The organism is Pseudoalteromonas luteoviolacea (genome assembly GCF_021654285.1).
GTDB classification, from domain to species: Bacteria; Pseudomonadota; Gammaproteobacteria; order Enterobacterales; family Alteromonadaceae; genus Pseudoalteromonas; species Pseudoalteromonas luteoviolacea_J.
In genome coordinates, this window is record NZ_JAKFZS010000018.1 from 81,260 (window position 1) to 96,030 (window position 14,771).

At 43.3% G+C, this 14,771-nt stretch carries 13 protein-coding genes; 6 read left to right on the top strand and 7 right to left on the bottom strand.

Annotation, left to right across the window (positions count from 1 at the left end; genetic code table 11):
* Nucleotides 1-52: 52 nt before the first annotated feature.
* The 3 genes from L1077_RS17200 to L1077_RS17210 all read right to left on the bottom strand — a co-directional run bounded on the left by L1077_RS17200 (nucleotide 53) and on the right by L1077_RS17210 (nucleotide 4,346).
* Nucleotides 53-1,708 (bottom strand): alpha-keto acid decarboxylase family protein, encoded by a 1,656-nt coding sequence (locus tag L1077_RS17200; RefSeq protein ID WP_237138196.1) that lies wholly within the window; start codon nucleotides 1,706-1,708, stop codon nucleotides 53-55.
* 32 nt (nucleotides 1,709-1,740) lie between these two features.
* Complete coding sequence (locus L1077_RS17205) at nucleotides 1,741-2,571, bottom strand: MBL fold metallo-hydrolase (protein WP_237138197.1); 831 nt, start codon at nucleotides 2,569-2,571, stop codon at nucleotides 1,741-1,743.
* A gap of 338 nt (nucleotides 2,572-2,909) precedes the next feature.
* Nucleotides 2,910-4,346, bottom strand: a complete 1,437-nt coding sequence (locus tag L1077_RS17210) for a glycoside hydrolase family 15 protein (protein ID WP_237138198.1) — start codon at nucleotides 4,344-4,346, stop codon at nucleotides 2,910-2,912.
* 434 nt (nucleotides 4,347-4,780) lie between these two features.
* On the opposite strand from L1077_RS17210, the gene L1077_RS17215 reads away from it, so the two are divergent.
* From L1077_RS17215 to L1077_RS17235, 5 genes are read left to right on the top strand one after another with little or no spacing between them, the layout of a single operon-like run.
* Nucleotides 4,781-6,703, top strand: a complete 1,923-nt coding sequence (locus L1077_RS17215) for a GMC family oxidoreductase (protein WP_237138199.1) — start codon at nucleotides 4,781-4,783, stop codon at nucleotides 6,701-6,703.
* The gene (locus L1077_RS17220) at nucleotides 6,700-7,863 is read left to right on the top strand and encodes a ferritin-like domain-containing protein (protein WP_237138200.1); all 1,164 of its coding nucleotides are present in this window, start codon (nucleotides 6,700-6,702) and stop codon (nucleotides 7,861-7,863) included. Before L1077_RS17215 ends, L1077_RS17220 begins: the two co-directional genes overlap by 4 nt.
* Nucleotides 7,863-8,381 (top strand): hypothetical protein, encoded by a 519-nt coding sequence (locus L1077_RS17225; protein ID WP_237138201.1) that lies wholly within the window; start codon nucleotides 7,863-7,865, stop codon nucleotides 8,379-8,381. Before L1077_RS17220 ends, L1077_RS17225 begins: the two co-directional genes overlap by 1 nt.
* 45 nt (nucleotides 8,382-8,426) lie before the next feature.
* A complete protein-coding gene (iolE, locus tag L1077_RS17230) occupies nucleotides 8,427-9,344 on the top strand; it encodes a myo-inosose-2 dehydratase (RefSeq protein ID WP_039607906.1) in 918 nt (305 codons plus the stop codon).
* 20 nt (nucleotides 9,345-9,364) lie between these two features.
* The gene (locus tag L1077_RS17235; RefSeq protein ID WP_237138202.1) at nucleotides 9,365-10,396 is read left to right on the top strand and encodes a sugar phosphate isomerase/epimerase family protein; all 1,032 of its coding nucleotides are present in this window, start codon (nucleotides 9,365-9,367) and stop codon (nucleotides 10,394-10,396) included.
* Nucleotides 10,397-10,476: 80 nt separating this feature from the next.
* Here the strand turns inward: L1077_RS17235 and L1077_RS17240 are convergent, their stop codons facing one another.
* The 4 genes from L1077_RS17240 to L1077_RS17255 all read right to left on the bottom strand — a co-directional run bounded on the left by L1077_RS17240 (nucleotide 10,477) and on the right by L1077_RS17255 (nucleotide 13,591).
* Entirely contained in the window at nucleotides 10,477-10,650 is a 174-nt protein-coding gene (locus L1077_RS17240; RefSeq protein WP_237138203.1) for a hypothetical protein, read from the bottom strand.
* Between the two features lie 50 nt (nucleotides 10,651-10,700).
* Complete coding sequence (locus tag L1077_RS17245) at nucleotides 10,701-11,519, bottom strand: substrate-binding periplasmic protein (protein WP_237138204.1); 819 nt, start codon at nucleotides 11,517-11,519, stop codon at nucleotides 10,701-10,703.
* A gap of 411 nt (nucleotides 11,520-11,930) precedes the next feature.
* Nucleotides 11,931-13,190, bottom strand: a complete 1,260-nt coding sequence (locus tag L1077_RS17250; protein ID WP_237138205.1) for a Y-family DNA polymerase — start codon at nucleotides 13,188-13,190, stop codon at nucleotides 11,931-11,933.
* Nucleotides 13,178-13,591 (bottom strand): LexA family protein, encoded by a 414-nt coding sequence (locus L1077_RS17255; protein WP_237138206.1) that lies wholly within the window; start codon nucleotides 13,589-13,591, stop codon nucleotides 13,178-13,180. The genes L1077_RS17250 and L1077_RS17255 overlap by 13 nt, the downstream gene beginning before the upstream one ends.
* A gap of 462 nt (nucleotides 13,592-14,053) precedes the next feature.
* Between L1077_RS17255 and L1077_RS17260 the strand changes: the two genes are divergently transcribed.
* Nucleotides 14,054-14,740, top strand: a complete 687-nt coding sequence (locus L1077_RS17260; RefSeq protein ID WP_237138207.1) for a cupin domain-containing protein — start codon at nucleotides 14,054-14,056, stop codon at nucleotides 14,738-14,740.
* Nucleotides 14,741-14,771 lie beyond the last annotated feature (31 nt).

Genomic DNA, 14,771 nt, shown 5'->3' on the forward strand with positions numbered 1-14,771 from the left:
TTCAAGTAGGCAACTGCGCGGCGTCGCTGTTGCCTATTACTGAGTTCTATGATTATTTTTTCTTCCACTTAGCATTATTGGGCAGTGACTTAGGTGGGACACGAACCTGTATTAGTGAAGGGCTATCTAAGTTTTCAAGCGCGCCTAAAATTGCCTCGTTGAGCTCTTCGTACGTATTAGCTTTCCAGCCTTTACAGCCGAATACATCGGCAAGTTTACAGTAATCCCACTGGTGCAAAATACATGAATCAAAGAATGGCTGATCGCTTGAGAATATTTCCGCATCATATAGCCACTGCTCTACACCATATACACCGTTATCCATGACAAAAATAATCGGGTTGAGCTTAAACCTAGTCTGCGTGGATAAACACTGCGGTGTCATTTGAAATCCCCCATCTCCGGAGAATACAAATACACGCTGGTGATCTTGTTTAGCAAGGCTCATGCCTGTTGCTGCTGGGCCGATATAGCCAATGGACGAGTAAGTCGGTTGGGCGACAAACCCTCTTGGTGTGCCGACTTTGAGCAGTAGGCTGCCAAAAAAGTTTAGGCTGGCGTCACTGCCGATAAGCACATTGTCGTTAATGTACTCTTTGCTCTGGATAAAGTCATAAAAGCCTTGGTAGCTGATATCTCCGCTAAATTGTTCGCTACTGTTTGGTGCTTCGCTTGGGATTGCACATGTAGACAAGTTTGAGAGTGGCTTTTGATTAAGTTCATCGATAAAGTTTGCCAGTGGTACTTGTGGTACAAAATAGGTCCCTAGCTTCACGGTATCCCATGAAATAAGTGCAGTTTTATCATAATTTACCGCTTGGCCTAGTGAGTTGATATCTGACAGCCAAACACCTAAGCCTAAAATAAAGTCAGACTCATTGACTAATTTTTGGGTGACCTCAGAGGAAGCTTGACCATCAAAAACACCTGTAAAGAGCGGGTCGTTTTCGGAAAATACCGCTTTGCTGATGAGCTCTGTCACATAAGGCAAGTTTAGTTTTCTGATTAAAGCATTGGCTTCCTCATGAAGACCCATACGGTCCACTTCGGCACCTAACCAAACAATAGGGCGCTCAGCTTGTGATAAAGCTTGTTGAACTTTATCAATGGCCTGGTCTACATTGTCTTGCAGCGGGATAGGCGTAAGCGGTGTAAGCTTGCCTTGTGGCGCTGCACAAGGCTGTTCCACCATATCTTCCAGTAGCTCTATGTAAGCGGGGCGTTTTTGTGAAATACATTCAGTCAATGCATAGTCTATCAATCTTGGCGCAAGTTCAGGGTTATCTATTTTTATCGCCGCAGCGGTAATATTTTTATAGATATTTAAGTCGGTTTCGCCATCAATCATATGGTGGTACGTAAAACCAGTTTGCTGGGCGGTGAGACGCTTTTGTATGCTCGGTGCACCGTTGACCACAACCACAGGGATGCGTTCTGCATAGGATGCCGCAACCGCGTTTACCGCGCTGAGAGTACCGGCAGAATATGTAAAGCACATAGCGCCAATGCCTTTTAATCTGGCATAGCCATCGGCCGCATAACCTGCGTTAAGTTCGTTGACCTCTTCAATAAGCTCAATACTGCTTGGCTCAATATGTTTGTTGATCCATTCAATGGTGTAGTCCCCTGCGATTGAAAATAAGTGGCCTAGGCCAAGCTCTTCAAGTCTTTGAGTGAGGTACTGTCCTACTGTATATTGTGTATCCATGCTGATCCACCTATCAATTTGGTTAGTGTTGATTAATATTCGCTAGCGCCGTCAAAGAGTCGGGGTAGGTAAATGTCGAAAATGGCTGGACATTGCCTAGTTGGGAATTTGTTGAGCATAAACGCTTTAAATTCCTGATTTTTCAGGCCATCAGCAATGGCTTGCTTAGCGGCAATCAGATACTTGAGGTTTTCCAGTACCTCATTTTTATCTGCAGGCGCGCCGTGCCCGGGTAGAAACAAGTCATAGTCGGATGTCAGCATATCTTCATGTTGCTCCATCCAATGATCGAGATATTTAGTGAGATAAAGATGCGTGCCGCTGTAAAGCAAGTCTTGGGCGATAAATATGCCAAGGTCAGGAAGTTTTAAGGTGATCCCATAGTCAATTTCAGTATCGACAATACGCTCGATGACGTACTTTACTCCGTCAATGACCTCAATACCGGGGCTGACCGCATGTTGTGGGATAACGACTTTCACTGGCGCGAGGTCGCCTAATTTACCCATATGATCTTCACGAGACTCTTCACCATGTGCTTTTAAAAAATCGATGGTTTCAGGCAGTGTATATATTTCAATATCTGCAAATGCATCCCCAAGGCCAAACCAATGATCTGGATGGCGATGTGATAAATACAAACGCTCTATGGGCTTTTTTAAACTGTCGGCGTATTCACGAAACTTTTTCGCATAGGGACTTAAAAACTGGCCATCAATCAGTACTAGGACATTTTCACTTTCAATAATGTGTGTTGCATTGGCAATATTATCGCCTTCGTATGAAGAGATGAAGGTGTGAATTTTCACATTGCCTGTGTGTTTAACAACAATTTTGATTGGGTTGGTAATAGGTATATTCATAGCATTTACTCGCTGTGATAGATAAAAGAGACAAAGCACATGCACGGCTTGCTTTGTAACAGCTAAATAGATAATGAGACGGTAGAACTATTGGCCAAAGGTAGCGGGTATGACGATTAAAAGTGGCTGGTTTACAAGGTGATGTGGCAGTAAACACAGATGCTATGCGCAACTTGCGCTGCGCATAGTGTGGGTAAAGTTGTTGTGCTTTTACCATATCAACATCCGCTGTTACTGTGTGCCACTTCCTAAAAGCATGATTATTTGCTTTTGGCCAAGTACGGTTTAATAAACTCTAATAACGACCGTAACCTCAGCGCTTGCGGTCGTCGTTGATTTCAAATCTTTAGCGCATTACGCAAATCTATGGCTATGGCGACGGATACATAGCTCCAAGTTAGGTGCTCAGCACTGGTCATGTAGCCGTCGTATCGACTAAATTGCTCCGACAATGACGTATGCTCCCCTGCGTGGATCTGGATACGGCGAAGATACGCGTCTCCAAGTGCTTTTAAACCAGAAATGATGGATTTGAATGTTTTGGTTCTGCTACTGAAACATTCGCCTACCTCAAGCTGGCATTTGGGGTCGACCAGCTTCACTGCCAGATTCAATTGGCCGAGGTTATATTTGTTGATTTCAATATTTTTTTGCTCAGCAAATAGGGCTGCGGCTTTGTAGCAAATACTGCTCAAAGAAGCGGTACACAAAAACCAAGGGTTACCTTGTCCAAGTGGCGCACCGCCTGCGTATTTATCCTCTGGATAGCGTCCAATTCCCGGTGCAACAGGATCGCCAGATGTGGTGTGCTCAATGGCATTGATCAGATAAAGTGGGTCAAAAGCTTGGTGGAGTGCATAGGCGGTTGCCAGTACTTTATCTTCGTGCGGGTTTAGGAAAGGGTGGGTGTGTGACAGTGCTTGGCAGATCCCTAAAGTGGTTGCAACATCAAGGTTTGACGACTTGTAATCTAGTCCGCCCACACGGTTAAGTGTGGTCAGGAAATAGCCCTGTTCCTCACTCCAAAAATCATCTATTGCACTTTCAATTAAAGCCGCCTGTTGGTTATAGTAATCAGCTGCACCTGGGTCATTAAGCTTATTCGCTAAATCAGCACCTTCGCGCAGCGCTGTGCGCTGTAGCAGTCGAGTATAAAAATGGGTGCCATCGACTTCTTCCCACAGATCAAAGCAAGGGTCCTGCCAGTGGTTCGCAACAAAATCTAAATCCGCTTTGATGATGCTAAATGAAGGCTCTTTTGAGTCGTATAAAGTGCCTGTGACATAGTCTTTTTCGCCATTCTCTAACAGGGTACTTGCCCAGCGAGTGATAGTGAGCGCACGTTGTGCTGGACCATCATTTTGTGGTCTGCCCCAGGGTCCGTTGAACGCTTGTCCTGTGACGTAAAACTTGGGCTCGCCCAAGCTATTACTGACAGTTGGTGTTGTTTGGTTTATTTTGGTGAACTCGACATAGTCAATCATCATGTCGTAGTAGTTATCTTTAAAATTTCTATGATCAAGGCCATTGAGCTTGGCAATTTCACTCATTGTTCGTGCCGAATCTCTTACCCAGTGATAATAGTAGTTTGGGTTGGTGCGAGAGGGAGAGGCGAGTACAGCTCCACGCTCTCCATCGTCGGGTGAAATATTCGCAATCATTCTATCTAGCACATGTTGCCTTGCCACTTTTGCCCACTTTTCAAGTGGTTGTGCATCAATAGCCGTCGGGTATTCTTGCTCTGATTTGAGTACCGTGTTCGTTTGAGTTGTCATAAGTGTTCCAAGAGTAAAGGTGTTAATTGTCTCGGAATGTCGGTGTGAGAAATCAAACATACAACCAAGTTCATTCACTAACTGTCTCACATTAGCAATCCGTTGTAGTCGCACTGAGTGCATCAGAAAGTATATACACAAAAAACAGCCACCCGCTTAAATATTTCGATTTATTTAACAAGTTATTAATTTGGTTGGGGAAACTAAAATGTAGCCATGAAAGACGAGTTTCAAGATGGTTGGTTTTGAGTTTTTATACTTATTTGCTTATTTTGTCTACATAAACATCTATTTTAGGATCCTATTTCTATTATATCCATGCCGGATTTTTTTCGGGTACTTATTTTATAATTGCCATTTTGTAATATCTGCTACACTGATTTTTAGCTTGAATGTTAATGCTGTTGTTAATGGAATAAGATGGGGACACTTGAATGAGTGAATCAAATTCAACAATAGAGCAAGTAACACCTGAGCAAGCAATTCAAAATTCGAATGACGGTAAATATGATGCAGTGATCGTTGGCTCAGGGATTAGCGGTGCGATTGCCGCGAAAGAACTCACTTCTAGAGGGTATCAAGTACTTGTGCTTGAAGCTGCACCCGCAAAAAGCTTAAGTTATGACGGCTTCAAGGCGTATGTATCTAATTATTATGTCAACGCGTCAAAAGATAATAACGCGCCATATCCTGATAACCCTAATGCACCCATGCCTAGGTCGACTGATGTTCGCAAGCTATGCTTGGGTCAAATGGATACCCAAGGGTACATGGTGCAAAATGGTCCTTTGGCACTAGATAGCACCTACACGCGGGTTACGGGTGGCACAACTATGCACTGGGAAGCCAAAATTCTGCGCATGTTACCAGATGATTTTAAAATCAAAACCCACTATGGCGTTGGGTTAGATTGGCCCATCAGCTATGATGACTTGATGCCCTATTACCGCATGGCTGAACGTGAAATTGGCGTATCTGCTAATGTTGAGGAGCAGGGGTTTTACGGGCTTAAGTACGAACCTGGTTACGTATACCCAATGCATGGGTTGCCGGCCTCTTATCTTGATCAAGTGGTGGGCAAAGGCATTGACGGGGCAGAGTTTGAACTTGCAGGCGAAGTACACACGGTAAAAGTGCGCCCGTTTCCACAAGGTCGAAACGGCATTCCCAATGCGGATTATCAAAATGGTGCGGGGTTTAATCCTGTCGGGGCTGTGGGCGCAGTGCAGAGCGAGCAAGGCGGGCGCTGCCAAGGTAATAACAACTGTGTGCCGATATGCCCTGTACAAGCCAAATATGATGCACGTAAAACGTTATACAGCGCAGCGCAAACAGGCAATCTTGACTTTTTACCACAAGCGGTGGCCAGCAAAGTCTTTGTCGATGGATGTACTGATCAAGTCAGTCATATTGAATTCAAGCACTATACCAAGACCTCTTCGCCTGAGCATACGACAGGCAATATCACTGCAAAAACCTTTATTTTGGCGACCAACGCGGTAGAAAACGCCCGACTCATGCTCGCGTCTGATTTACCCAGTTCGAGTGGGTTAATGGGCAAAAATTTAATGGACCATACTTATTTGCTCGCTTGGGGTTTATTGCCAGAAGCGGCGGGGACAATGAGAGGGACAAAATGCACCTCTGGCATTGCGGACTTTAGATATGGACAAAGCAGAGCCAAGCAAGCGCCGTTTGGTGTAGACATTCATAATGATGGTTGGGGCTGGGCAACGGGCTCTCCTTTTTCTGATATCGAAGAGTTAGTCGACACTGAAAATAAATTTGGTAAGGCACTTCGCCAAAGTACCGTTGAGAGGATATCAAATCAATTGTTGTTTGCTTATATGGTCGAGCAGCCAGCAGATGAGAGCAACCGCATTACAGTCGACCCAGAATATACTGATGCGCTTGGTAACATGCGCCCAATCGTCAATTATAACTTGTCTGATTACTCCAAAGCGGGCATTGCCTACGCACGTGAAACGTCAAAGGTATTCTTCCAGCGCCTTGGTGCACAGGACTTTTCAAGTTATTCATTACTTGATTATGGCTCGTTCAATTACCAAGGTGAAAGCTATTACTTCCGTGGTGGCAACCATTTTTCTGGTACGCATGTCATGGGCACTGCTGCCCAAAACTCTGTGGTGAATGAATATCAACAATCATGGGATCACAGTAACTTATACCTGATTGGCTCTGGCAGTATGCCAAGCATTGGTACATCTAATACCACCCTGACACTTGCAGCCCTTTGCTTTAAAACCACGGAACATATTTTGGCACATTTGAGCAGTTTTCCCGTGAATGTCGTAGCTGATGATGCCTTTAAACTGGCTAAAGGAGCGCGCTCATGAACGAACGTATTATCAATACCATTGATGATTTATATCAGATGTTAGATGCCGCGATTCAGTTGGAACATGCGACAATTCCGCCGTATTTAACGGCATTATATAGTATCCATCCTGAAACCAATTTAGAGGCTACGGCGGTTATTAGAGCGGTTTTGGTTGAAGAGATGCTTCATATGACGTTGTCTGCGAATGTGCTCAATGCATTGGGTCGACATCCCAATGTATTGAGTGAAGGCTTTATGCCTTCATTTCCAACTTATTTGCCGGATGGTGAGAAAGACTTCCAAGTCTCTATTGCCGCTTTTACACCAGAGACCCTTGAGACTTTCTTGAACATCGAGCGCCCTTCAAAGCCTCCAAAAAATACTTCAAGTACTTGCCCTAATGGCTGTATCACGCGTGCAAATCATGCGCGCTTTCATTTGGATGCGATAAAACCGCTAAAATCGCCAACATATAGTTTTTACAGCATTGGAGATTTTTACGATGCCATTATAGATGGCATTAAATTTTTAGAGACGCAGGCCAGAGAGTGCGGAGAAACTATTTTTATCGGCGATCCTAAATATCAGGTTTCCAATAAGTACTATTACTCTGGCGGTGGCGAAGTCATAGAAGTCACGGATGAAAAATCGGCCATTGCCGCGTTGAATTTGATCAAAGAGCAAGGTGAAGGGAAGGCAGAGCTGGGCGAAGATACAGAGAACCAAGAGTTTGATAGTGAGGGAGAGCTATCCCATTATTATCGATTTAAGCAGTTACAGTTTGGCCGTTATTATCAAAAAGGTGATAGGCCAAGTAACCCCACTGGCGCAAAGTTCGAAGTCGATTTTAGTAAGGTATATCCGATCAAGACAAACCCTAAGCTGTCGGATTTTGCAGAAAACCCAACTTTATTAAAAGCCGCGAAAGATTTTAACCATAGTTACCAAGAGTTTTTAGGCATCATCAATGCCGCGTTCAGTGGTCATCAAAATCTTTTGTTGGGTGCAGTGTGCGACATGTTCCGGTTGAAAGAGTTCGCCAGCCAGCTGATCCGTAACCCGATTTCGATTGAGCCTAATATGCACGCAGGCCCCACATTCGAAATTGACACCAGTAGCCGTGGTTCATTGAACGATAAAGTAGGGCAGACTTGTGTACATAAGGAGCGGGCGTAATGAATACTCAGCAAAATCAACAGCAGCAATTTATTGAGCTATCAGGTGCACTCACGGATTTCAATGCGTTTGCACTACATGGTACAGGACAAGTTGAACATTACTATAAAACACTTAATGACATTGTTGGCCGTGACACGGTTGAACAGTTACTTTGCGTGTTTCAAACCGTGTCTGAATGTGCCTGTGACGAGCAAATGTTTTTAACTGGTATACGACAACAGATCATGGGGGATGTGAAGCTGGGGCCTGTCGCCAGAAATATCATCAAGCTTTGGTACACCGGCACTTGGTATCAATTACCACGTACTTGGCGAGAGGCTTATGGCAAGAGTGAGCAGGATAAAACATTTTTTGTAAGCTCTGCTTCATATACAGAGGGCTTACTTTGGCAGGCGATTGATGCCAATCCATCAGGCGCAAAAGGGCCGGGTTATGGTTCTTGGAGCGAGCCACCTAGAATTCATTTCGACAACAGCTGGCAGTTTGTAAAGCAGCAAAGTGTTCAATCAAAATAAATGTAAGTATTTACTTTCATTTATGTCACCAACAGGATGTTTATCATGAGCAGACAAACAATGTTTCCACAAGGCGCTGTAAAGTTTGGTATTACCCCAACTGGATGGGTCAATGATGACTTTTTAGATATTGATATCGGGATCCCATTTGAGCAAATTGTCAGTGAGATGGCTCTGGCTGGCTTTGAAGGCTGTAGCCGTGGGCATAAATACCCATCTGATCCAGCGGTATTAAAACGTGAGTTAGATATGCGCGGGCTAGTGATTTCTGAGCCGTGGGTTAGTACTTACTTCACTATAAACGATATGAAAGAGCAAACGTTTCAAAGTTTTGAGCAAGAAATCCAGTTTTTGAAAGAGATGCAAAGTGGGGACTTAGTACTGGCTGAACTTGGCGGTTCATCTCATCAGCAACCTATTGCCTTAGTGCCTAATGCACCTAAGTTTACAGATGAGCAGTTTCGTAGACTGGCTGATGGCTTAAATGAGCTTGGCCATAAAGCCAATTGCCACGGGGTGAAAATGTGTTATCACCATCATATGGGCACAGGGGTGATGACGATGGATGAAATTGCGCGATTTGCGGAGTTAACTGACCCTGATTGCGTGCACTTTTGTTTGGACACGGGGCACCTCTTTTTTGCAGGTGGCGACAATTTAGAGTTTATTCGACTTTATGGTGAGCGGATCAGACATGTTCATTTAAAAAATATCCGCAAAGACATTATGGATTACAGTTTGGCCAATGACTTGTCATTTAAAGAGGCCATTTTGAAAGGGGTATTTACTGTGCCGGGAGATCCTGCGGGGTGCTTAGACTTTAAAGAGATATTACAGGCGCTGGCAGATAAAAACTTTGCAGGGTGGTTGATTGTAGAGGCAGAGCAAAACCCTGCCAATGCAACCCCGCTTCTGTATGCGCAAATGGCGCGCAAGTATCTTCAAGAAGTTACTGGCCTTTAAAGTGATAAAGGAGTTATCACATGCAGCATAATACGGAGATGTATTTTAGCTTTTTTATGTTTGGGTCAAACTTCTCAATAGAAGATGATGCATTTTTGGACCAAGCGATGACCCATATTCGACGTTTGGTTGAAATGGGTTACACCGGTTTTGAGTTTCATCCCGGTAGAGAGGACACCACAGCCTATGCATTTGCCACTTACGAGGATGAACTCAATGCCTATAAGGCTTTTCGTCAGCGCATGGATGATGAGGGGTTTGGGCATATCAAAGTCGCGACCAATGTCGGGGCTACGACCTCGTGCGACCCAAGCTCTGCGATTAAATCTGTTCGCGATGCCGGGATTGCTTATTTAAAATCTCGGATTGATATTACCGCTGCATTAGGTGGTGAAATCATGATGGGACCCTTGGTGATCCCCTATGGTGGTTTTGTATTTGATGCGCCAAATGGTCAAGCCGTATGGAGTGACAAGTTACAAGATGAACTTGCGCTACGTTATCAAACGGCACAGCCAAGTTTTGTTGAACTTGGCGCTTATGCTTCTTCTAAAGGCGTTAAACTGGCGATTGAGCCAATTAGCCATTGGGAGACGCCAGGGCCGAATAAGCTGGCGCAGTTGATCACGTTTTTAGATGGCATAGAAGATCCTACTGTGGGGGTGGTACTCGACAGTGCACAAGAGACGTTAGATGGTGATGGGCCTGAGGTGTTTGCACAGCAAATTAATTACCTTGCTGATCAAAATCGCTTGCACTACGCACAAGCGTCACCGCCTGATAGGGGGGATTTAGTGCATTGTTGGCTGCCATGGGAAGGCATATTTACGCCTATTTTGTCGCGATTTGATGGTCCCATTGCGGTGGAGATTTTTAATGCGGTGGGTGCATTTGATCAGGGTCTTCGTTTGACCCGACGCAAGTTTTGGGTGCCTGAAGTGGATACGCCTAATCAATATCCTGATGCCTATCAAATAGCGCAGCAAGCTTATGAATTTACGCAAGCGAAGCTCAATGAGGTGAGAAGTAAGTTGCAGCAGAGCCGCTGTTGAACGGATAAATTTGTTGCTTATATTTAATGTTGTTCAATAGAAGTGACATCTCTGTCACTTCTTTTATTTTCACTTACTTATTAACAAAAATCTTTTGTTGGGGGAATCGTACAGCAGTCATCTACTGAAAGCGTAATACACATAGTGCCTGATGCACCACCGCCCACGGCTGGGGTATTTTTGTGAGGAAGCGCTTTATTTTTAAGTGACAAAGATTTAAGTTGGGTCTTTTTCAATTTCATGTTTTTCATCATATTACTCCTTTATGAATGTCAGCCAATTTGCTGAGACTGAAACTTACCACTTAATCTTTTCTTTGTGAATATTTTATTCTGTATTTTGTGGGTTTTTGTTTCTTTTTATTGTTAAGCTTGGAAAAATCACCACGGATCATGCGTTGCCATTGCTTGCTCAGCTCTCCAGACTCTTTGAGCTGTTGTAACCCTAAATTAAAAGTTTGTCTCAGTTTTGGGCTCCCCTCTAGTACTTTTGGAAATAAAACTTGCGCACGATATTTAAGAAAGGGCTTTGGGTGTGATTGAAGTAGTTTCTGGTACTCGGTAGAAAACTGCTCTTTTAGCAGCGCCTCCATGGCAGTTTCACTGAGTAAAATTAAATCTACTCGATTATTTAAGAGCATATTTAAGCTAAGCTGATCGTTACTCACCAAGAGTACATCTAACTCATCATTTTTAATGGCCTTGTGGAACTCAGGAACATATTCATAACCCAGTGTTGCGCCTATCCTGTAGGGTTGCAGGTCCTTGAGGGTTTCCCTGTTTGGTAGAGGCGTCTCTTGTCTGAAGTACATTTTTAACTCACCTTGATATATCTCGTCACTACAGTAAAAGTGCTTATGATATTCACTTTCGCATACCCAGTATGACGCCATATCAAATTGGCCAAGTTTTGCAGCATGAAAGCTACGTTTCCATGGCAAATAAACGAAAGACACTTGCATTCCTTGCGTTGCAAAGGCAAGACGGATGATATGATTGACGAAGCCATCATCAACCAATTGGCTACCAGTAAATGGTGGGTATTCTCCAGTCGCAATGTTTATATTGTTTTCTGCAAAGACATGCCAACAACTGAACAATATTAAAAAAAGAGACTTTCCCATTTAATTTGGAACAAAAAATAACCAGTTAATATCTATGCAAGTTTAGCTCATAAATATGGAGGAACATGTGATGTATCAGCCTGTATTTTCACCATTATTTTTATTTTTGATTGCTTGGCTGTGATAAATAATGATAGTAGGTCTGTGAGTGATAAAGTTAAACTTTATATTTTTCATCGCTTTATGTGGGTTTTATATATTGCGAGGCGATATTGTTGTATTCACTTAGCGTTGCATAGAACACAGTATTAAATCGCAATATATTTTGATTAAATTTGAGAGACAAAAAAAGTTAACCACAGCCTATTAACAAAAACTGTGGATAGAAAACGCTGTTTTGGTGCGATGTTTTTTTCGCTAAGTTCTCCTAAAGGAAGGTGACTCAATTGAATCACTGTGCGTAAATTGGTGTCATTGGCATTTTATCAAGGGAATATCAGACCAGCGCGTGGTGTAATAAGGCGATAAAAACGCGCGGCGCATGTGCCAAGCTTTAGATTGTAATTGTGTGCCAGTGCGTGCTGTGTGATTGCCAAATCTGGTATTGATTTCATCTAGGCACTTCATCAGAGCTGGGCTATCTTGAGATTGACTGAATAAGTCAGTTTGTAAAAATGTATCGTCTTCAAGTTCAATCGCACCAACCCCCGCTTTGTAATATCTGACGCCAGATTTGAATAGTTGATGAAAAATGTCGCTCATAGCATTGGTAAATACTCGAACATCACTCGAAGCGACGGGGAGTTTTTGAATAAAAGACTTTTTGTAGTATCTGTCTTCAAACGGTGAGCTATGGGCAAAAATAACAATGTTTTTTGCCAATGAATTTTGCTTTCTGAGTTTTTTACTGACAATGGCACAGTGGGTTGCTAGTGCGGCTTTAAGTGCTTTTGGATCTGTGATGCGCTCGCCAAAGCTACGTGTGCTGTATATCTCTTTTTTTCTTTGTGTGATCTCATGCCAAGACAGGCAAGCTTCGCCATTGAGCTCAGATACTGTGCGCTCTAAAACCACACTAAACTGTTTTCGCATCAAACGCGGGTTTTGATTGGCTAAGTCTAAGGCGCTATAGATGCCGTGCTGATTGAGCTGTTTGGTCAGGCGTTTACCAACGCCCCAGACATCCTCCACGTTTAAATTCGCCAGTATTTGCCTGCGGCTTTGTTGATTATCTATTACCGCAACACCCGTCGCATTTTTAAATTTTTTAGCGGCGTGGTTTGCCGCTTTTGCAAGTGTTGGAGTTGGGCCAAACCCCACGCCAACCGGCAGCTTGGTGGAGCGCCACACGCTACGCCTGATAACATGCCCGTATTGTTCCCAAGAGTCAACAAGGTCGCCAAACCCCTCGAATTTTAAAAATGACTCATCGATGGAGTAGATATGATGATTATCACTGAATTGATTAATCACCTTCATCATCTTGTCTGACAGATCTGCATACAGCTCATAATTGGAAGAGCGAATAATGACATTGTGCTCAGCCAAAACCGACTTCAGTTTAAAGTAGGGCTGAAACTTGGGAATATTTAAGCGCTTAGCCTCAGGCGAAGCTGCCACAATACAGCCATCGTTATTTGACAACACTACAACAGGCTTATTGCGAATACTCGGATCAAAGACTTTCTCCGCAGAGGCATAAAATGAGGTGGCATCGACTAACGCATACATCTGGTCAAGCTCGGGTTTGTGCGGTGCATACGTATTGAACCTGTGACTACGCCCTCTAGTTGGAATTGATCACATTCACTGATCTTGACTGGCGCATAAAGGGTGGATGCTGATCGCAGCACTCTATTTTGTAAGTCGAGCAGCTTGCAGACAAATTCATTATTAAAATTTGCAACAATGACATCATTTTGCTGAGGGGAAACAGCGCGATCAACCAATAACAAATCACCATCAAAGATCCCAACACCTTGCATAGAGTCGCCAGATGCGAGCCCGATAAACGTGGCGTTGGGGTGATTGACTAAGAGTTGATCTAACGATAAACCAAGTTCTTTATATTCTGCCGCTGGTGATTCAAACCCAGTGATACCTGCTTGGGCTTTGATGGGGATTACTTTCATACTTTACCTATACTGTTTATATATACAGTATAGTGTGAGGCCTGCGTATCGTGCAAGTGGCACAGTCATCAAGTATCTAAAAAATTCATAAAAGCTAAGAAGCTGTGCACCTTGAATCGATTTATCTGATGCAGCCAACCTGCTATTTAAGTTATTAATATTAATAAGTTGAGTGTTTTTACATGAACTGATACGTAGTTTTGAGGGCGTAATTTTGGGCCTGTGTTATTTAATCTTAATATCTTTTGTGAGTATTTATTTGACCATCACATATGTTTTGGTTACATTTTTTTAACTTTGAAGTGTGTTTTAACAGTCGGAAAGCGAAAAATATGTGCGCTTTGCCACGTTTTGAGTTTTTACGGTCAGTGCCATCTATGAATATGTTGTCTAGGTTGTCAGTTTCAGACACATAGCTAGCGGAAAACTGAAATTTGAACAGTGTCAAAAAGGAATATGAATATGTCTGTTAACTTAACCGATTTGCTTGCCAATAGAGGTGACTTAACAAGAGCTGAGCTTGATAAGTTTGTTCTATCGCAGTGGCAGCTGGGCAATCACTTTTTGCGTGTACCCACACATGTTTTGCCTAACCACAATGAGTTTGAGTCAGTAGCATGGGAAAAAATAGATTGCATGTTGACTAAAATTGTCATGCAAAAAGCAGATGGTTTGTCATTTGGATTTGATATGTTTCCGCCAAAATCAGCGGCCAAAGGTGATGTGCATGTACATCCTTTAAGTAGTCGGCTGATATCTGTTTTGGAAGGTTTTGGTACCGCTGTTGTGAAAACATGCAAAGGAAAAATGGCGAAAAAAGAAGTAGGTCCGGGAGATGTGATTTTATTCCCCCATGCTACGCCACATTGCTTTTGGGGTGCTGAAGACGAGCCCATGGTGGTTGAAGTGTTGCTGGGCCCTTATGTGCCGTTCGAGCATCCATTACATACGGTTTGTCCAAAAAATGCGAAAAAAATAGCTGAGGCACACCCTGAATTGTTTGCACCCTGCGATGTGAATGAACTTGAACTGGTTGCCTCTAAAGTCATTGCGTTGCAAAACCAAGGCGCATTGGAGTTAGATGAGCATCAAGTGATGGAGTGGGGCGATGAGTATATTTGTAACTTGGGTGAGGTAGAAGTCGAGTGATTGCTTCGAATGAGCTAGCGTATACGTTGGG